This is a genomic window from Bradyrhizobium sp. HKCCYLR20261 (assembly GCF_051168435.1).
Classification (GTDB): domain Bacteria; phylum Pseudomonadota; class Alphaproteobacteria; order Rhizobiales; family Xanthobacteraceae; genus Bradyrhizobium.
The window spans coordinates 62,722-79,801 of sequence record NZ_JBNPUZ010000023.1; the positions used below are offsets into that span (position 1 = coordinate 62,722).

At 68.7% G+C, this 17,080-nt stretch carries 17 protein-coding genes and 1 riboswitch; of the genes, 12 read left to right on the top strand and 5 right to left on the bottom strand.

Going from position 1 to position 17,080, the window contains the following annotated elements; translation table 11 throughout:
- Positions 1–23 precede the first annotated feature (23 nt).
- The 3 genes from cobT to cobS are packed head-to-tail and all read left to right on the top strand — an operon-like array spanning position 24 to position 2,388.
- Complete coding sequence (gene cobT, locus ACQR1L_RS32220; protein WP_434861936.1) at positions 24–1,079, top strand: nicotinate-nucleotide--dimethylbenzimidazole phosphoribosyltransferase; 1,056 nt, start codon at positions 24–26, stop codon at positions 1,077–1,079.
- Complete coding sequence (locus tag ACQR1L_RS32225; RefSeq protein ID WP_434861937.1) at positions 1,079–1,672, top strand: histidine phosphatase family protein; 594 nt, start codon at positions 1,079–1,081, stop codon at positions 1,670–1,672. Before cobT ends, ACQR1L_RS32225 begins: the two co-directional genes overlap by 1 nt.
- Positions 1,669–2,388: an adenosylcobinamide-GDP ribazoletransferase gene (gene cobS, locus ACQR1L_RS32230; protein ID WP_434861938.1), complete on the top strand. Its 720-nt coding sequence runs from the start codon at positions 1,669–1,671 to the stop codon at positions 2,386–2,388. Before ACQR1L_RS32225 ends, cobS begins: the two co-directional genes overlap by 4 nt.
- Here the strand turns inward: cobS and cobD are convergent.
- Positions 2,385–3,410: a threonine-phosphate decarboxylase CobD gene (cobD, locus tag ACQR1L_RS32235; RefSeq protein ID WP_434861939.1), complete on the bottom strand. Its 1,026-nt coding sequence runs from the start codon at positions 3,408–3,410 to the stop codon at positions 2,385–2,387. The two genes, cobS and cobD, sit on opposite strands and share 4 nt — an antisense overlap.
- A gap of 22 nt (positions 3,411–3,432) precedes the next feature.
- Between cobD and cbiB the strand changes: the two genes are divergently transcribed.
- Positions 3,433–4,404 carry an adenosylcobinamide-phosphate synthase CbiB gene (cbiB, locus tag ACQR1L_RS32240; protein ID WP_434861940.1) on the top strand — a complete coding sequence of 324 codons (972 nt, stop codon included), beginning with the start codon at positions 3,433–3,435 and terminating at the stop codon, positions 4,402–4,404.
- Here cbiB and ACQR1L_RS32245 read toward each other — a convergent pair.
- Genes ACQR1L_RS32245 through cobU form a run of 3 tightly spaced genes read right to left on the bottom strand, consistent with a single transcriptional unit; the run spans position 4,391 to position 7,061 of the window.
- On the bottom strand, positions 4,391–5,884 hold the full coding sequence (locus ACQR1L_RS32245) for a cobyric acid synthase (protein ID WP_434861941.1): 1,494 nt from the start codon (positions 5,882–5,884) through the stop codon (positions 4,391–4,393). The genes cbiB and ACQR1L_RS32245 overlap by 14 nt on opposite strands.
- A 3-nt stretch (positions 5,885–5,887) precedes the next feature.
- Entirely contained in the window at positions 5,888–6,496 is a 609-nt protein-coding gene (gene cobO / locus ACQR1L_RS32250) for a cob(I)yrinic acid a,c-diamide adenosyltransferase (protein ID WP_434861942.1), read from the bottom strand.
- A 28-nt stretch (positions 6,497–6,524) separates the two neighbouring features.
- Positions 6,525–7,061: a bifunctional adenosylcobinamide kinase/adenosylcobinamide-phosphate guanylyltransferase gene (cobU, locus tag ACQR1L_RS32255; RefSeq protein WP_434861943.1), complete on the bottom strand. Its 537-nt coding sequence runs from the start codon at positions 7,059–7,061 to the stop codon at positions 6,525–6,527.
- Positions 7,062–7,095: 34 nt separating this feature from the next.
- Positions 7,096–7,290, top strand: a riboswitch (cobalamin riboswitch).
- A 122-nt stretch (positions 7,291–7,412) separates the two neighbouring features.
- Here cobU and ACQR1L_RS32260 point away from each other — a divergent pair.
- The 8 genes from ACQR1L_RS32260 to cobJ are packed head-to-tail and all read left to right on the top strand — an operon-like array spanning position 7,413 to position 16,337.
- Complete coding sequence (locus ACQR1L_RS32260) at positions 7,413–8,045, top strand: HupE/UreJ family protein (protein WP_434861944.1); 633 nt, start codon at positions 7,413–7,415, stop codon at positions 8,043–8,045.
- A 3-nt stretch (positions 8,046–8,048) separates the two neighbouring features.
- Positions 8,049–8,444 (top strand): DUF1636 domain-containing protein, encoded by a 396-nt coding sequence (locus ACQR1L_RS32265; RefSeq protein ID WP_434861945.1) that lies wholly within the window; start codon positions 8,049–8,051, stop codon positions 8,442–8,444.
- Between the two features lie 20 nt (positions 8,445–8,464).
- Positions 8,465–9,502: a cobalamin biosynthesis protein CobW gene (cobW, locus tag ACQR1L_RS32270; protein ID WP_434861946.1), complete on the top strand. Its 1,038-nt coding sequence runs from the start codon at positions 8,465–8,467 to the stop codon at positions 9,500–9,502.
- A 9-nt stretch (positions 9,503–9,511) separates the two neighbouring features.
- Positions 9,512–12,922, top strand: a complete 3,411-nt coding sequence (gene cobN / locus ACQR1L_RS32275) for a cobaltochelatase subunit CobN (RefSeq protein ID WP_434861947.1) — start codon at positions 9,512–9,514, stop codon at positions 12,920–12,922.
- Positions 12,919–14,193, top strand: coding sequence for a precorrin-3B synthase (gene cobG, locus ACQR1L_RS32280; protein WP_434861948.1), 1,275 nt, complete (start codon positions 12,919–12,921; stop codon positions 14,191–14,193). Before cobN ends, cobG begins: the two co-directional genes overlap by 4 nt.
- Complete coding sequence (locus ACQR1L_RS32285) at positions 14,186–14,818, top strand: precorrin-8X methylmutase (protein ID WP_434861949.1); 633 nt, start codon at positions 14,186–14,188, stop codon at positions 14,816–14,818. Before cobG ends, ACQR1L_RS32285 begins: the two co-directional genes overlap by 8 nt.
- Positions 14,815–15,573, top strand: a complete 759-nt coding sequence (locus ACQR1L_RS32290) for a precorrin-2 C(20)-methyltransferase (protein ID WP_434861950.1) — start codon at positions 14,815–14,817, stop codon at positions 15,571–15,573. The genes ACQR1L_RS32285 and ACQR1L_RS32290 overlap by 4 nt, the downstream gene beginning before the upstream one ends.
- Positions 15,570–16,337 (top strand): precorrin-3B C(17)-methyltransferase, encoded by a 768-nt coding sequence (gene cobJ, locus ACQR1L_RS32295; RefSeq protein ID WP_434861951.1) that lies wholly within the window; start codon positions 15,570–15,572, stop codon positions 16,335–16,337. The genes ACQR1L_RS32290 and cobJ overlap by 4 nt, the downstream gene beginning before the upstream one ends.
- Here the strand turns inward: cobJ and ACQR1L_RS32300 are convergent.
- Positions 16,301–17,074 (bottom strand): cobalt-precorrin-6A reductase, encoded by a 774-nt coding sequence (locus ACQR1L_RS32300; protein WP_434861952.1) that lies wholly within the window; start codon positions 17,072–17,074, stop codon positions 16,301–16,303. The genes cobJ and ACQR1L_RS32300 overlap by 37 nt on opposite strands.
- Positions 17,075–17,080: the final 6 nt, after the last annotated feature.

Sequence of the window (17,080 nt, forward strand, 5' to 3'; positions counted from 1 at the left end):
CAGGAACGCTGAAAGGACCCATCTTGCTCCCCGACTGGATCAGCGCCGAATGCCCAGCGCCCTCCCACTCGCATCGCGAGGCAGCCCTGGCGCGCCAGGCGCAACTGACCAAGCCGCTCGGCGCGCTCGGGCGGCTGGAGGAGGTCGCGGTCGAGCTGGCGGCGCTGCAGGCCTCCGAGCGGCCGGCGGCGGAGCGGGTTCCGGTGGTGCTTTTTGCCGGGGACCATGGCATCGCCGCCCAGGGGGTCTCGGCCTATCCGCCGGAAGTGACGGTGCAGATGCTGCACAACTTCGCCGGCGGGGGCGCGGCGATCTCGGTGCTGGCGCGCAGTTTGGGCTGTCCGCTGGAGGTGGTCGATGTCGGAACGCTCGCCGTCGACGCGGTGCGTGGGGTTTCCGTCGACAAGCCACGGCGCGGCACTCGTGACTTCAGCGCGGAGCAGGCGCTGACGCCGGAGGAGGTCGCCTTCGCCTGCGAGGCCGGGCGACGCGCGGTCGCTCGGCAGGCCGACCACGCGCCCGATCTCGTGATCTTCGGCGAGATGGGCATCGGCAATACGACATCGGCCGCAGCGATTGCAGCAGCGCTGCTGTCCTGCGCGCCGCACGACATCGTCGGCAGCGGCACGGGGCTCGATGCTGACGGGCGAGCCAGGAAAGCCGCGGTGATTTCCGCAGCCCTGGCGCGGCATGGCTTGATGCCGAATGCGGCCGTGGCCGATGTCCTGGCCGCCGTCGGGGGCCTCGAAATCATCGCGATGGCCGGCGCGATGATCGCGGCCGCGCAGCGGCGCTGGCCGGTGCTGGTTGACGGCTTCATCGTCTCGGTCGCGGCGCTCGTAGCGGTCAGACTCAATCCGTCGTGCCGGCCCTGGCTGCTGTTCTCGCATCGCTCCGCGGAGCGCGGCCACGCGGTCGTCCTCGACGCGCTCGGCGCCCGCCCGCTGATCGACCTCGATCTCAGGCTCGGCGAAGCCTCGGGTGCTGCCACGGCGCTGCCGATCATCCGGCTCGCCTGCGCGCTCCACAACGGCATGGCCACGTTCGCGGAGGCCGCCGTGTCCGGTCGCGACGCCTGATGCGGATCGATCTGCTGCGGCACGGGACCACGGGGCGAGACGGCCATCTTGATGGCCGCACCGATCCGCCGCTGAGCGAGGCGGGCTGGGATCAATTCCGGCGGCAGACCCAAAGCGGGGAATGGAGCCGCGTCGTGAGCTCGCCGTTGGTGCGCGCGCGTGCTGCGGCTGAGGATTATGCCCGACGGACCGGCTGCGCGCTGCACGTCGATCCGGATTGGAGCGAGCTCGATTTCGGGCAATGGGATGGACGCAAGCGCAGCGACATTATGAGCGCACCGGAAGAGGCTGCATTGCTCGAGGCCTTCTATGCTGACCCGATGGTGGCGGCATCGGATGGGGAGAGCTGGGCCGATCTGCAAGCGCGGGTATCGCGCGCAGTTGACCGCATTCTCGTGACACCCGAACTGGCGTCGGTCCTCGTCGTCACGCATGGCGGGGCGATCCGCGCCGCGCTGGCGCACCTGCTCGGATGGCCCTTGCGCCAACTGTGGAGCCTGCGCATTCATCCTGGCACCCATCTCACCCTGGAAGCCGGGCAGGGCGCGGATGGCGCGCCATGGGCCGAAATCGTCGAGATCATCCAGCCATGAGCTTGCGTGAATTCTGGATCGCCCTGCAATTTCTGGCGCGTCTGCCGACACCACGCGTGGCCGACTCTCGGCCCGATGATCTCGCGCGAGCGTCGCTGTGGTTTCCAGCCGTCGGCCTCGTGATCGGCGCCTGTCTCGCGATTGTCGCTCGAGTCTTTCAGAGTGCCGATCCCTGGATCGTCGCGCTCGCCGTCCTCGTCGCCTGGATCTGGATCACCGGCGCGCTGCATCTAGACGGGCTCGGCGATGTCGCCGATGCCTTCGGCGCATCGCATGTCAAGCCCGAGCGCTTCGTCGCGGTGCTCGGCGATCCCCATGCCGGCAGCTTCGCCGTCGTTGCGATCGCGCTGCAGATTGCCGCGAAGCTGGTGCTGATCGCCGAATTGGCGACGGGGCCGACGGCCTGGGCGCTCCTGCTCGTTCCAGCCTGGGCGCGCCTGGGGACATTGGTCTGCACCAAGACGCTGCTGTCGTTGAAGCCAGGGATGGGCGCGAGCGTTACGAACGGCGTCGGCTGGAATGTCATCGTGATCTGGGGCGGCGTGCTCGCGGTCGCCGCACTCGCCGGAGCGCCGCCGACGCTTTTGGCCATCGCATTGATCCCGGCGATCGCGTTTTATTGGCAATGGCGGCTCGGCGGCATCACCGGCGACTGCCACGGAGCCAGCATCGAAGTGACGGAAACGCTGCTGCTCGCAGCCTGCGTGCTCGGCTAGCGCTTAAGCGCCTGTTCGAGCCGCTGCCACTGGGCTTCGTCGCCGGGCAGGCCGAAGCGCAGCCAGTTCGAATGCGCCGGGAAGCGCCGGACGTGGATGCCACGGCGCGCAAGCCGCTCGGCAATATCAGGCGCATCATCCGCGGCGACCAGCCGGAACAGCGGTGTGCCGCCGATCGCGCGGCAGCCGGCTGTGGACAGAAGCGCGTCGAGGCGCGCGCAATCCTGGGCCAGCCGCGCGCGGGTCTGTTGCAGCCAGGCGTCGTCGGACAGTGCGGCCGTTCCGATGGCGAGCGCGGGCCCCGAGACCGCCCACGGTCCGAGGTCGTCGCGAATATGCTGGATCACGTCGTCGGAGCTGAGCGCAAAGCCGAGGCGCACGCCGGCAAGGCCATAGACCTTGCCGAACGAACGCAACACGATCGTGGCTGGCGGCAGATCGGCGGTGAGGCTTGCGTCAGCGGGATAAAGGTCGATGAAGGCTTCGTCGACGATCAGCAGGCCGTCTCGCCGGCGCAAGGTCGACGCCAGTCGGACGAGCGCATCGCGCTGATACAGACGGCAGGTCGGATTGTTGGGATTCACCACGACCGCCACGTCGGCATCGGCGAGTGCCGCGATGTCTTCGACGAGGTCGACGCGATGACCGCAGCGGCGCCAGCATCGCGCGTGCTCCTCATAGGTTGGCGCGAGCACGGCCACGGTCGAGCGCGGGCGCAACCGCGGCAGGATCTGCAGCAGGGCCTGCGTGCCGGGCGCGGCCGCGATCATCTCGGACTGCGGGACGCCGTAGCGCGCCGCGGCCGCCGCGCGCAGCGCGCGTTCCTCGTCCTTGCCTGGCAGGCGCGACCAGCTTGCGGCGGAAAGCTCGGGCACAGGGTAGGGGATCGGGTTGATGCCGGTCGACAGATCGATCCAGGGGCTCGGCGCATCGGGGTAGCGGCGGCTGACCGCATCGAGATCGCCGCCGTGAACGATCGCTTCCGGCGCCTCGAAACGCGTGCTAGTCGCTCTCTGGTCCATATCTGTCCTTCAGCGGAGATCGATGTTCGTCTCTCTCGCGCTTACGGCGCTGCTCATCGAGGCGGCCGCCGGTTATCCCCAGATCCTGGTGCAGCGCATCGGCCATCCCGTGATGTGGATGGGCGTGCTGATAGCATGGGCCGACCGCCACTGGAACGGGGACGGCGACAGCTTTGCCGTGCGTCGGGCGTCCGGCGTCGGGCTCGCGGCCCTGCTCGTGGCCGTGATGGCCGCCATCGGTCTCGCCGCCACCTGGCTCATGACCGCGCTTCTCGGCAACATCGGCGCAACGATCGTCCTCGGTATATTGGCCAGCAGCCTGCTGGCGCAGCGCAGCCTCGACACGCACGTTGCCGCTGTCGCGGAGGGGTTGGAGACCGGCGGGCTCGAGGGCGGCCGTCGCGCGGTGGCGATGATCGTCGGGCGTGATCCGGAACGGCTGGATGAGGCGGGCGTGTCGCGCGCCGCGATCGAGAGCCTGGCGGAGAATTTCTCCGATGGCGTCGTCGCGCCGTTGTTCTGGCTGTTCATGGGCGGCCTTCCCGGGATCCTGATCTACAAGGCGATCAACACCGCCGACAGCATGATCGGCCATCTGTCCGATCGGCATCGCGCGTTCGGCTGGGCGGCAGCGCGGCTGGATGATCTGATCAACCTGCCGGCCTCGCGCCTGTCAGCAGTGTGGATCGCAGCGGCCGCTCGCCTCATTCCCGGAGCATCCTCGTCGTCGGCGCTGCATGCCGTCGCGCGCGATGCCTCGCGACACCGGTCGCCGAATGCCGGCTGGCCGGAGGCCGCGATGGCGGGAGCCTTGGGCCTGCGCCTGGCTGGGCCGCGCACCTATCATGGACATCTGGTGACCGATGCGTGGATGGGCGACGGACGCGCCAATCTGAACGCGTCGGATATCCGGCGCGCATTGCGCCTCTACCGGATGGCTTGCCTGATCCAGGTGCTGTTCGTCGCCGTCATCTTCCTCGTCAAGGTGCTGTAGGCGAGTCTCGGCGCCACGGCTCGGTGGCGAGCGCGAGAATGCGGCTGACGTCGACGTGGCGCTCGAGGTGTTCGGCCAAGGCATCCAGCGTCGCCTCGACATCGCTGTCATAGGCCAGACCGTTAGTCGTGGCGCCGAGTCCGCGCAGCCAATGCGCGCGCAGCCCATCATCGGCGAACAGGCCGTGCACATAGCAGCCGGCGATCTGGCCGCCGCGCGCGACCGCACCATCGCTGCGGCCGTCGGCGAAGGTGAGGAAGGGATGCCGAGCGGCCGGCCCCTCGGTGCGGCCGATATGCATCTCGTAGCCGCGGAACGGGATCTGCTCCGTCGTCAGCCTGCCGCTGACGTCGCGCAATGCCTTGTCATCGGTCAGGGTGGTGTCGACATCGAGCAGGCCGAGCCCTGCGACCGATCCGGGCGCGCCTTCGCGTCCGTCGGGATCACTGATGGTCCGCCCGAGCATCTGGTAGCCACCGCAGATGCCGAGCACGCGGCCGCCGCGCCGCAAATGCGCTGAGAGATCGATGTCCCAACCCGTCTCGCGCAGAGCGGCGAGGTCGGCGATGGTCGCCTTCGATCCCGGCAGGATCACGAGGGCGGCGTCGCCGGGAATCGGCATGCCTGGCCGCAGGAACTGCAGATCGATCCCGTCTTCGAGCCGCAGCGGATCGAACTCGTCGAAATTGGAGATGCGGGGATAGGCGGGCACGACGACCTTCGGACGCTGTCCGCCGGTAGCGGCATGTCCCGGCAACCCCAGCGCATCCTCCGCCGGCAGGCGTCGGGCATCGGCAAAGTGCGGGATGAGCCCGAGCGAGGCCCATCCCGTCCGCGTCGCGATCTCGTTCATGCCCGAGGCGAACAAGGTCGGATCACCCCGGAACCGGTTGACCAGGAAGCCCGCGACGAGAGCCGCATCCTCAGGTGCGAGCACGGCCTTGGTGCCGACGAGGCTTGCGATAACCCCGCCGCGGTCGATGTCGCCGATGACGACCACCGGAGTTCGCGTCGCCTGCGCGAACCCCATGTTGGCGATGTCGCCGGCGCGCAGGTTGATTTCCGACGCCGAGCCGGCGCCCTCGACCAGCACGACATCGGCATCCGCCGCGAGGTGATGGAAGCTGTCGAGCACCGCGGACATCAATTGCGGCTTCATCGCCTGATAGGCGGAGGCCTTGGCGTTGCCGATGACGCGGCCCTGCACCACGACCTGCGAGCCGATCTCGCTCTGCGGCTTGAGCAGCACCGGGTTCATGTGCACCGTCATCGGCCGCCGCGCGGCGCGCGCCTGCAGCGCCTGGGCGCGGCCGATCTCGCCGCCATCGGCGGTGACGGCGGCATTGTTCGACATGTTCTGCGGCTTGAACGGCGCCACCTTCAGCCCGCGCAAGGTCAGCGCGCGCGCCAGCCCCGCGACGATCAGCGATTTGCCGACGTCCGAGCCGGTGCCCTGGAACATGATCGCGCGCGCAGCCATCGCCTAGAACTCGATGCCTTCCTGCGCCTTCACGCCAGCCGAGAAGTGATGCTTCACGAGATTCATTTCAGTCACGAGATCGGCGGCCTCGATCAGCTCCGGCTTGGCGTTGCGGCCGGTGACGACGACGTGCAGATCGGCACGGCGCGCGGCGAGCGTCGCCACGACGTCGCCGATCGGCAGATGATCATAGCGTAGCGCGATGTTGAGCTCGTCGAGGATCACGAGCCGGATCGACGGATCCGCCATCAATTCTTTTGCCTTGGCCCAGGCGCGTTCCGCCGCGGCCACGTCGCGCGCGCGGTCCTGCGTTTCCCAGGTGAAGCCCTCGCCGAGCGTGTGCCAGGAGACCTGGTCGCCGAACGCCGCGATCGCCTTGCGCTCGCCGGTTTCCCACGCGCCCTTGCCGAATTGCACGACGCCGATGCGGAAGCCGCGGCCGAGCGCGCGCAGCATCAGGCCCCAGGCGGCTGTCGACTTGCCCTTGCCCTTGCCGGTGTGGACGATCAGCAGGCCTTTCTCCATGGTCTTCGAGGCGACCTCGGCATCCTGGATCGCCTTGCGATTTTCCATCTTGGCCTTGTGGCGCGCATCGTCGGCGTTCTCGGTCATCGGCAAGTTCTTCCTTATTTCCAAGTTCTTATTTCAACGTCAGCGGCAGGCCGGCCGCCATCAGGATGACGCGGTCAGCCATCGCCGCGACATCCTGGTTGAGCCGTCCCTGCGCGTCGCGAAACGCGCGGGCCAGCGCATTGTCCGGCACGATGCCGAGCCCGACTTCATTGGAGACGGTAATGATCGGACCGCGCGCGGTTGCGAGCGCCTCGACGAGGTCGGCGGATGCGGCGGGCACGTCCATGTCGGCGAGCATTACATTGCTGAGCCAGAGCGTGAGACAATCGATCAGGATCGGAGCGGACGCATCTGTGTGCGCGCGGACGAGGCCGGCGAGATCATGCGTGGTCTCCAGCGTCTGCCATCCCTCGGCGCGCCGTGCCTTGTGTTGTGCAATGCGCTCGGTCATCTCGTCGTCGAACGCCTGCGCGGTCGCAACATAGATCCAGGGTGGCGGATTCGCGGTGATCAGCGCCTCGGCGTACCGGCTCTTGCCCGAGCGCGCGCCGCCGAGCACCAAAGTGAGGCGCGGCAGGGCGGGGAACGGCGGGGCAGGGGGCATGGGGACGATTCCGATTGACGGGCTTTGGCCCGCCCCGTATCTAACAGATGACGGTTCTCCGAAAGGAGAGATTTAGGGAACACGGTGCGGGTCCTTCGGACCCCAGGCCGCGGCTGCCCCCGCAACTGTAATCGGCGAGTGTGAGGCCAAGACACCACTGGGAAACCGGGAAGGTGGTTTCACGCAGCGACCCGAGAGCCAGGAGACCTGCCGTCGACATTGCTGTTGGCCGACCCGTCGCGCGGGGCGTCGCGATGCTGGTTTTGATCCTGCCGAGGATTCGGCGGGATGCCGTCGGATGCAGCGCATCGTCCGGTCCTCTGGGGGAGCCGGCAAGCGACGGAGACGGCCATGAGATTCACCCGTAGCACCACTTTTGCCGTCGCGAGCTTCGTCCTGCTCGCGGCCCAGCCCGCGTTTGCGCATCACATGATGGACGGCAAGCTGCCGCAGACCTTTGCGCAGGGCCTGCTCTCCGGCCTCGGCCATCCCGTGATCGGGCTCGATCATTTTGCCGCCATCATCGGCGCCGGCATCGTCGCAGCGCTGCTCGGCCGCGGTTTCGCGCCGGTGCTCGCCTTCACCACCGCGATGATCGCGGGCGTCGGTCTGCATCTGGCCAAGGCCAACATTCCCGCTGCCGAGCTGCTGGTCGGTCTCTCGACCGCCGTGGTCGGCCTCGTCGTGGTGATGCGCGGCCGGTTCGGCGTGCTACCCGTCGCGGCCCTGTTCGCGCTGACCGGCCTCGTGCATGGCTATGCGCTGGGCGAGTCGATCGTCGGTGCCGAGAATACGCCGCTCGGCGCCTATTTCGCCGGCCTGCTCGTGATCCAGACCTTGATCGCAGCCGGCGCGTTTGTCGCCACCCGGCTGCTGTCGGCGAAGGCTGATACACTTGCACCGATGGCGCTGCGCGTGGCCGGCGCGGCAATCGTGCTGGTGGGCGGTATCGCCGCGGCGACCGCCGCAGGCGTGATCGGCTGATTGATGACCGCTTCAGAGACTGGGCAGACGACGCTGTTCGTCTGCATCACCTGCCGCACGCAGGCGGCTGACGTCACGCCGCCTGAGCAGCCGCGCGCGGGAGCGCGCCTGCTCGCCGCGATCGAAGCCGTGCCGCCCGAACAGCGGGACGGTGTCACGGTGGTCGGCGTCGAATGCCTGTCGAACTGCAATCGGGCCTGTACGGTGGCCGTGACGGCGCCGGGCAAATGGACCTATGTGCTCGGCGCGCTCGATCCGGACGTTCATGCGCGGGATGTTTTGACATTCGCGCAACTGCATCAGCGCCACGAGGCGGGGCTGCCGGCCTGGCGCGAGCGTCCCGAATACATCCGCAAGAACACCGTCGCGCGTGTGCCCGCGCTGCCGGCGATGTCCTGAACACGAGAGATCCGATCCTCATGACCAAGTCGTTCGCGAAGACGCCGTGCACCATCGTCACCGGCTTCCTGGGAGCCGGCAAGACCACGCTGGTGCGCAACCTGATCGAGACCGCCAACGGCCGGCGGCTCGCGATCATCGTCAACGAGTTCGGCGATGTCGGCATCGACGGCGACATTCTGAAGGGCTGTGGCGTGCCGGACTGTCCGGAGGATCGCATCGTCGAGCTCTCCAACGGCTGCCTGTGCTGCACCGTGGCCGATGATTTCGTGCCGGCGCTGAAGAGCCTGCTCGACCAGAAGGAGCCGCCGGAGCACATCGTGATCGAGACCTCCGGCCTGGCGCTGCCGAAGCCGCTGGTGCAGGCCTTCAACTGGCCTGAGATCGCGACCCGCGTCACCGTCGACGGCGTCGTCGCCGTGGTCGATGGTCCGGCGGTGATGGCCGGCCGTTTCGCCGATGATCCGGAGGCATTGGCCGCCCAGCGCGCGGCCGACGATTCGCTCGACCACGACAATCCGCTGGAGGAGGTCTACGAGGATCAGCTGCTCTGCGCCGATCTCGTCGTGATGAACAAGAGCGACCTGATGAACGATGAGGAACGCAAGAGCGTCGCCTCCGAGATCGCTGCCACCGTCCAGCGCTCGGTCAAGGTCATCGCGACCGAGCATGGCAGGCTGTCGGCCTCCATTCTGCTCGGGCTTAGCGCGGCGGCGGAAGCCGATCTCGCGGCGCGGCCGTCGCATCACGACAACGAGGCCGAGCACGATCACGAGGACTTCGAGAGCTTCGTTCTCGACGTGCCCGCGCAGGCCTCACCGGATGTGCTCGTCGATCGCATTGCGGCCGCCGTCGATGCGCATGACGTGCTGCGCGTGAAAGGCTTCGTCGAAGTCGCCGGCAAGCCGCTGCGCCTCCTGGTGCAGGCTGTCGGCAACCGCATCCAGCATCAGTTCGAGCGCCCGTGGCGTGCGGGCGAGGCGCGGCAGGGACGGCTCGTGGTCATCGGCGAGCGCGGTCTCGACGCGGCTGCCATCAAGAGCCTGATCGCGGGCTAGGCGGGGGACATGCATCTCCTGGCGACCACAGGCGCAGATCTCGACGACCTCGAACAGGCCGTCGATCTCGCGCAGTCGCCAGCCGAGATCGTCGTGCTGTCGTTCTCCGACAGCGACCTGTCGGCGCTTGCAGCAGCGTGGACGGCGCATGGGGACGAACTGCCGAGCCTGCGGCTCGCCAGCCTGAAGCGGCTGAAGCACCCGATGTCGGTCGATCTCTATATCGACCGTGTCATCACCGGCGCGCGAGCCGTCGTGGTGCGTTGCCTCGGCGGGCTCGATTATTGGCGTTATGGAATGGAGCGGATCGCCGCGGTCTGCCGCAGCCGCAACATCCTGTTCGCGGCGTTGCCGGGCGATGATCGTGCCGACGACCGGCTCGACGCGCTCTCCACGCTGCCGCAGCAGGCAACCGCGCGGCTGTATGGCTATCTGCACGAGGGTGGCGTCGGCAACGCGCGCGAGGCGCTGCGCTATCTCGCCGTGCTGCTCGGACATGACGCGGCGTTCGCGGAGCCGGTTGCGGTCGGATCGATCGTCGGCTTCGTTCCGGAGCGCGGCGCCGTCATGGTCGACGATCTCTGCCTTAAGCACGATGGCCGAGCAGTCGCGCTGATCGTGTTCTATCGCGCGAGCCTGCTCGCCGCGGACACCGCTGGCATCGCCGCGCTGATGCAGGCGATCGAGCGCGAAGGGCTCGCTGCATTGGCGGTGGCGGTGACGAGCCTGAAGGACCCGAGCATCCGCGACGCGATCGAACGATTGGTCGCGGCGCGCCGTCCCGCCGTGGTGCTGAATGCCACCGCGTTCTCGGCGTTGCGCGACGATGGCTCGACCGTGCTGGATATGGCCGACGCGCCGGTGCTGCAGGTCATTCAGGCGCAGAGCACCGAGGAGGCATGGACGTCGTCATCGCGCGGGCTGTCGCCGACCGACGTTGCCATGAACGTCGTGCTGCCGGAGCTGGACGGCCGCCTGCTGGCCCGCCCGATCGCCTTCAAGGGCGAGGCCGACATGGACGAGCGGCTGCAGTTCGGCGCGGTGCGCTACGTGCCGCAGCCCGATCGCATCGCCTATGTCGCGCGGCTCGCTGCGAATTGGGCGCGGCTGCGAACCACGCCCGCGGCCGACCGCCGCCTTGCGCTGGTCCTGTCGGACTATCCGGCGCGCGGAGGCCGGCGCGGCTACGCCGTCGGCCTCGACACCAGTGCGAGTGCTGCCGCGATAGCGCAGCATTTGACAGAGGCCGGATACGATCTTGGCGGCAATGCTCCCTCGGCGCAGCAGGTCGAGGCACTGCTGCGCGACGAGGCGGATGAACTCATCGTTCCGCTCGCCGACTACCAGCGGGCGCTCGGCCTGCTGCCGGACGATCTGCGGCGCGCGCTGCAGGAGAGTTGGGGCGAGATCGATGCCGATCCGGCCTTCCGCGACGGCGCCTTTCGTTTTCCGGTGCTGCGCGCGGGGCGGCTCACCATGCTGCTGCAGCCGGATCGCGGCAGCCGCGGCGATCGCAAGGCTGGCTATCACGACACCAGCGTGCCGCCGCGGCACGCTTTTGTCGCGCTCTACGCGCATCTGCGCGAGGTCGAGCGCATCGACGCGGTGATCCATCTCGGCGCGCATGGCACGCTGGAATGGCTGCCCGGCAAGGCGCTGGCGTTGTCGAACGCCTGCTGGCCCGAGGCCGTGCTCGGGCCGCTGCCCGTGATCTATCCCTTCATCGTCAACAACCCCGGCGAGGCGATGCAGGCCAAGCGGCGGCTGTCGGCGCTGACGCTCGGGCATCTGACGCCGCCGCTGTCGCAGGCCGGCCTGCATGGTCCGCTGCTCGAGCTGGAAGGGCTGGTCGAGGAATATGCCGAGGCCGACGGGCTCGACAAGCGCCGCCTGAAGCTTTTGGAAGACGAGATCGTCGCGCGCGCCTGGCAGAGCGGTCTCGCCGCCGATTGCGGGCTGGACCGGAGGATGAACGGCCGCGAGGCGATCGCGCAACTCGACGCGCAGCTGTGCGACATCAAGGAGCTGACCGTGCGCGAGCGCCTGCACGTGTTCGGGCAGGCGCCCGATGCCGCGGCGAATGCCTTGCTCGCCGATGCGATCTCCGCCGCGGGTTGCACGATCGACCGGGCCGAGATCGGCGCCCGTATCGCTGCCAGCGCTATATCGGAGCAGAGCGCGCTGCTCGCGGCCCTCGATGGCCGCCGCGTGGCAGCAGGTCCGGCCGGCGCGCCGAGCCGCGGCCGGCTCGACGTGCTGCCGACGGGGCGCAATCTCACCGCGATCGATCCGCGCGCGATTCCGACGCGCACGGCCGCGCTGGTCGGCGCGCGCGCCGCCGACGAGGTGATCCGGCGCTATCTGCAGGACCATGGCGACTATCCGCGCGCGCTGATGCTCGATCTCTGGGCGTCCGCCTCGCTGCGCACCGGCGGCGACGATCTCGCCCAGGCGCTCGCTTATCTCGGCGTGCGTCCGCACTGGGATCTCAATTCCAACCGCGTCACCGGCGTCGACGTGATGCCGCTCGCGATGCTCGATCGTCCGCGCATCGATGCGACGCTGCGGATCTCCGGGCTGTTTCGCGACCTGTTCGAGGCGCAGATCGCGCTGTTCGATCTCGCCGTGCAGAAGGTCGCGGCGCTCGACGAGGACGATGCCGATAATCCGCTGGCGGCGGCGCGGCGGCGCGGCGAAAGCCTCGCACGCGTGTTCGGCGGCGCGCCCGGCAGCTACGGCGCCGTGGCCGCCGATCTCGCGCTTGGCATGGCTTGGGAGAGCCGGGCTGAGCTCGGTGACGCTTATCTCGACGCCACCGGCTTCAGCTTCGGCGGCGTGCATGACGGCCTGTCGGCCGCCGAGACGTTTCGAGCCCGCGTCCGCGGCGCCGATGCGCTGGTGCATCCGCAGGACGATCGCGAGCGCGACCTGCTCGATGGCGAGGAGGTCGCCGACTTCGCCGGCGGCTTCGCCGCGGCGGCCGCCGCGCTCGGCGCCACGCCGGCGCTGCTGCATCTCGACACCAGCCGGCCCGAGGCGCCGAAGGCGCGCACCTTCAGCGAGGAGATCGCCCGCGTCGTGCGCGGCCGCCTCACCAATCCGCGCTGGATTTCGGGCATGCTCGGACACGGCTACCGCGGTGTCGCCGAGATTGCGCAGGGGGTCGACGCGCTCTATGCCTTCGCGGCGACCTCGGACGCCGTGCCCGAGCACCTGTTTGATCTGGCGCATGGGGCGCTGCTGCGCGACGAGGCAGTGTTGGACGCGATGATCGCGCGCAATCCGGCAGCGGTCGCGTCGATCGTGTCGCGCTTCGAGGATCTGCTGCGCCGGCAGCGCTGGGTGCCGCGCCGCAACGCTGTCGCTGACGAACTCGCGTCGGCCCGCGAGCGTCTGACCCAGAGGGAGAGTGTCTCGTGACCGCCGCCGAGATCAAGGGCTGGTGTCCGGGCGCGCGTCGGCCGATGCCGAGCGGCGACGGTCTCATCGTCCGCGTCCGGCCGCATGGCGGCGCGCTGCCGGTCGCGGCGCTGCATGCGCTGGCCGATGCCTCCAGGCGCTTCGGCAATGGCCAGATCGACCTGACCCGCCGCGCCAATCTGCAGATCCGCGGCGTCTCGCAGCAAACCCTGGCGCCGTTGTGGGACGTCATGTCCTCGCTCCAACTGCTCGACGACAGTGCCGAGCTGGAGGCGATCCGCAACATCGTCATCAATCCGCTGGCGGGACTGGACCCGGCTGAGATCGCCGACATGCGCCCGATTGCGGCCGAGCTGGAAAACCGGCTGGCCTCGGAGCCGGAACTGCAGGCGCTGCCGGCCAAGTTCAGCTTTGCGCTCGACGGCGGTGGCAGACTGCCGCTGTCCGGTCTCGCCGCGGATGTGCGTCTCGTCGCCTGTGGTCCTGCGGGCAGCAACCGTATCGCGATCGGACTTGCCGCTGCCGACGGCGTGACATGGCTCGGCACGACCGTGATGGCTGACGCCGCAGCCAAGGCCGTACGTCTCGCGCGCTGCGTGCTGCAACTCAGCCCCACGTGTCGCGCCGCGGCACTGCCTCGGCCGGCGATCGCGGCCATCCGCGCCGAACTCGGCCTCGAAACGTCCGGCACCATCCAGCCGGAGTCGGCGTCGCCATCGCAGCGCTGCGGGTTGATTACCTTGACGGACGAGCTCTGCGTCACGGGACTCGGTGTGCCGTTCGGCCGTCTCGACAGCGACACGCTTGCGCATCTTGCAGAGATCCTCTCCGCCCATGCTATCGGTGAGGTCCGCTTGTCGCCGTGGCGCACGCTCTATGTCGCCGCCGGGCGCGCGGTGGCCGGGCAGATCATCGCCGATGCGGCAACCCTCGGCCTGATCGTCGACGATGCTGATCCGATGATGCGGATCGATGCCTGTTCCGGCGTCGGCTGCTGTTCATCGACCGCGCTCGCCACGCGGCAGCATGCGCGCGTGCTCGCGGACGCGATGGCTCGCACTAGGTTTCAAGGCTCGCTGCATGTCTCCGGCTGTGCCAAGGGTTGCGCGCGCTCGGCGTCTGCCGACGTCGTGCTGATCGGCGAGAGCGACCACTATCGCATCGTGCGCAACGGTACCGTGAGAAGCGAGCCCTGCGGCATCGTCGATCCGGCTCATCTCGACCCGGGGGCGGTTGCGCTGTTCAAGGCAAGAGAGAAGGCCGATGTCTGACCTGCGCGACTACATCAAGGATGGCGCGGAGATCTATCGTCGCTCCTTCGCCACCATTCGCGCCGAAGCCGACCTGTCGCGCTTCCACGGACTGGAAGAGAAGATCGCGGTGCGCATCATCCATGCCTGCGGCATGGTCGAGATCACCTCGGATATCGAGATGTCGGATCAGTTCGCCGCCGCGGCGCGCGCCGCGCTCGATCGCGGGGCGCCGATCCTGTGCGACGCCAAGATGGTGGCGCAGGGCATCACGCGCGCGCGCCTGCCGGCCGGGAACGAGATCATCTGCACGCTCGATGACCCGCAGGTGCCGGCGCTGGCGGCAAAGCTCGGCACGACGCGTTCGGCCGCGGCGCTTGAGCTGTGGCGGCCGCATCTCGACGGCGCGCTGGTGGCGATCGGCAATGCGCCGACCTCGCTGTTTCATCTGCTCGACATGTTCGACCAGGACGCGCCGCGGCCTGCGGCCGTGATCGGCACGGCGGTCGGCTTTGTCGGCGCGCGCGAGTCGAAGGAGGCGCTCGCAGCCGACGGCCGCGTGCCCTATCTGATCGTCCGGGGACGCAAGGGCGGCAGCGCGATGGCGGTTGCGGCGGTGAATGCCATCGCGAGCGATGTCGAATGAGCCTGCTCGACACCATTGCGGGCACGGCCGACCCCGGCACGCTGTATGGCATCGGCGTCGGTCCCGGCGACGTACGCTATTTGACCTTGCGTGCCGCCGGCCTGATCCGCTCGGTCGATGTGGTGGCGTTCTTCGCCAAGCGCGGCATGGAGGGCAATGCGCGCCGGATCGTGGCGCCGCTGATGGACGCCGCCCGGCACGAATTGCGACTCGAATATCCGGTCACCGAGGAGGTGCCGGTTGCCGATCCCAGCTACCAGGCGCAGATCGGCGACTTCTATCACCGTGCCGCCGACAGCATCGCGGCGCATCTCGTGGCCGGCCGCTCGGTGGGGCTGCTGTCGGAGGGCGATCCCTTCTTCTACGGCTCGTTCATGCATATGTGGCGCCGCCTTGAGCAGGATCATCGCGTCGAGGTCGTACCTGGCGTGACCGGCATGTCCGGCTGCTGGACCAAGGCCAATGTCCCGATCACCTGGGGCGACGACATCCTCTCGGTGCTGCCGGGCACGCTGACCGAAGAGGTTCTTTGCGATCGACTGAAGCGCTGCGAGGCCGCCGTGATCATGAAGGTCGGGCGCAACCTGACCAAGGTGAAGCGCGCGATTGCCGCCGCGGGCTTGCTCGACCGCGCCGTCTATGTCGAGCGGGGGACGATGGAGGCCGAGCGCGTCGCGCCGCTGGCGGAGATCGAGCAGGATCGCGGGCCTTACTTCTCCATGATCCTGATTCCAGGGCAGGGGCGCCGGCTGTGACGGGAACGCTCACCATCGCCGGTGTCGGTCCCGGCCGGGCCGAGCTGATGACGCCTGCGGCATCTGCTGCGATCGCACGGGCGACCGACCTCATCGGCTACGGACCCTATCTCGATCGCGTCACGACGAGCCGTCCGGGCCAGATCCGCCATGCCAGCGACAATCGCGTGGAGCTCGATCGTGCGCGCCACGCGCTGACGCTCGCCAGTGAAGGCAGGCAGGTCGCGGTCGTATCCGGCGGCGATCCCGGCGTGTTCGCGATGGCGGCGGCGGTGTTCGAAGCGGTCGAGGCAGGACCGCGGGCCTGGCGTGATCTGGATATCCGCGTCGAGCCTGGTGTCACGGCGATGCTGGCCGCCGCAGCCGAAGTCGGCGCGCCGCTCGGCGGTGACTTCTGCGCGATCTCGCTGTCCGACAATCTCAAGAGCTGGACCACGATCAGGCGAAGACTGGAGGCGGCGGCCGCCGCCGATTTCGTCGTCGCGCTCTACAACCCGCTCTCCAAGGCGCGTCCGCATCAGCTCGGCGAAGCGTTTGCATTGCTGCGGCAGCTCAAGCCGTCGTCGACCGTGGTCGTGATGGTCCGCGCCGCAGGGAGCGGCGATGTCAGCCGGATCATCACGACGCTCGGCGAGGTCGATCCCGCGAAGGCCGACATGCGCACGCTGGTCCTGATTGGATCGGCGGCGACACGCCTGATCACGCGCGAGGGCAAGTCGCCCTTTGTCTACACGCTCCGCCGCGAAGTCGAGGGCGGCGCATGAGCGAGCTGATCCTCGAGCCAGCGCACGGCCGCAGTTGCGCTCTCCAGCGCAACGCCATGCGGCTTATCGGGCCGCGCGATCATCACCACGGGAATGCCGAGCCGGCGCGCCGCCGCGATCTTCGGGTAAGTCGCAACGCCGCCGGAATTTTTCGAGACGACGATGGCGATGCGCTCCTGGACCAGGAAGTCATGCTCTTTCGCAGCATCGAACGGGCCGCGATCGGAGATGAAGCTGATGTCCGGCGGCAGCAGGATGTCGCCGGGCGGATCGATCGTGCGGGCGATGTAGTGATGCTGCGGAGCCGCGGCAAAGGCCGTCAGCTCCAGCCGGCCGAGGCTGAGGAACACGCGGACAGCAGTTGCGCCGAGCGCTGCGGCCGCCGCCTCGGAACTGTCGACCTCGATCCAGCGGTCACCGTCTTCGCGCTGCCAGGCCGCGCGCCGGATCGATGCCAGCGGCAGCGCCAGCGCAGCGCAGGCCGCAACGACGTTGCGCGAGATCTGGTCGGCATAAGGATGCGTCGCGTCGATCACCGCGTCGACAGCATGATCGCGCAGCCACGCCTCCAGACCGGCAGTGCCGCCGAAGCCGCCGATGCGTGTCGGCAGCGGCTGCGGCCGTGGCGCGACGGTGCGGCCTGCGAGCGAGAGCGTCGCCGCGAAGCGGCCGTCGTCCGCCAACAGCCGCGCCAGCTCCGATGCTTCGGTCGTGCCGCCGAGAATGAGAACGCGCATGCGGGG

What these genes read in the sequence shown, in the direction of transcription:
- ACQR1L_RS32300 (WP_434861952.1), bottom strand. Translation starts at nt 17,074, where the DNA reads ATGCGCGTTCTCATTCTCGGCGGCACGACCGAAGCATCGGAGCTGGCG.
- ACQR1L_RS32285 (WP_434861949.1), top strand. Translation starts at nt 14,186, where the DNA reads ATGTCTGACCTGCGCGACTACATCAAGGATGGCGCGGAGATCTATCGT.
- cobS (WP_434861938.1), top strand. Translation starts at nt 1,669, where the DNA reads ATGAGCTTGCGTGAATTCTGGATCGCCCTGCAATTTCTGGCGCGTCTG.
- cobD (WP_434861939.1), bottom strand. Translation starts at nt 3,410, where the DNA reads ATGGACCAGAGAGCGACTAGCACGCGTTTCGAGGCGCCGGAAGCGATC.
- cobU (WP_434861943.1), bottom strand. Translation starts at nt 7,061, where the DNA reads ATGCCCCCTGCCCCGCCGTTCCCCGCCCTGCCGCGCCTCACTTTGGTG.
- cobN (WP_434861947.1), top strand. Translation starts at nt 9,512, where the DNA reads ATGCATCTCCTGGCGACCACAGGCGCAGATCTCGACGACCTCGAACAG.
- cobW (WP_434861946.1), top strand. Translation starts at nt 8,465, where the DNA reads ATGACCAAGTCGTTCGCGAAGACGCCGTGCACCATCGTCACCGGCTTC.
- cbiB (WP_434861940.1), top strand. Translation starts at nt 3,433, where the DNA reads ATGTTCGTCTCTCTCGCGCTTACGGCGCTGCTCATCGAGGCGGCCGCC.
- cobO (WP_434861942.1), bottom strand. Translation starts at nt 6,496, where the DNA reads ATGACCGAGAACGCCGACGATGCGCGCCACAAGGCCAAGATGGAAAAT.
- ACQR1L_RS32245 (WP_434861941.1), bottom strand. Translation starts at nt 5,884, where the DNA reads ATGGCTGCGCGCGCGATCATGTTCCAGGGCACCGGCTCGGACGTCGGC.
- ACQR1L_RS32290 (WP_434861950.1), top strand. Translation starts at nt 14,815, where the DNA reads ATGAGCCTGCTCGACACCATTGCGGGCACGGCCGACCCCGGCACGCTG.
- ACQR1L_RS32260 (WP_434861944.1), top strand. Translation starts at nt 7,413, where the DNA reads ATGAGATTCACCCGTAGCACCACTTTTGCCGTCGCGAGCTTCGTCCTG.
- ACQR1L_RS32225 (WP_434861937.1), top strand. Translation starts at nt 1,079, where the DNA reads ATGCGGATCGATCTGCTGCGGCACGGGACCACGGGGCGAGACGGCCAT.
- ACQR1L_RS32265 (WP_434861945.1), top strand. Translation starts at nt 8,049, where the DNA reads ATGACCGCTTCAGAGACTGGGCAGACGACGCTGTTCGTCTGCATCACC.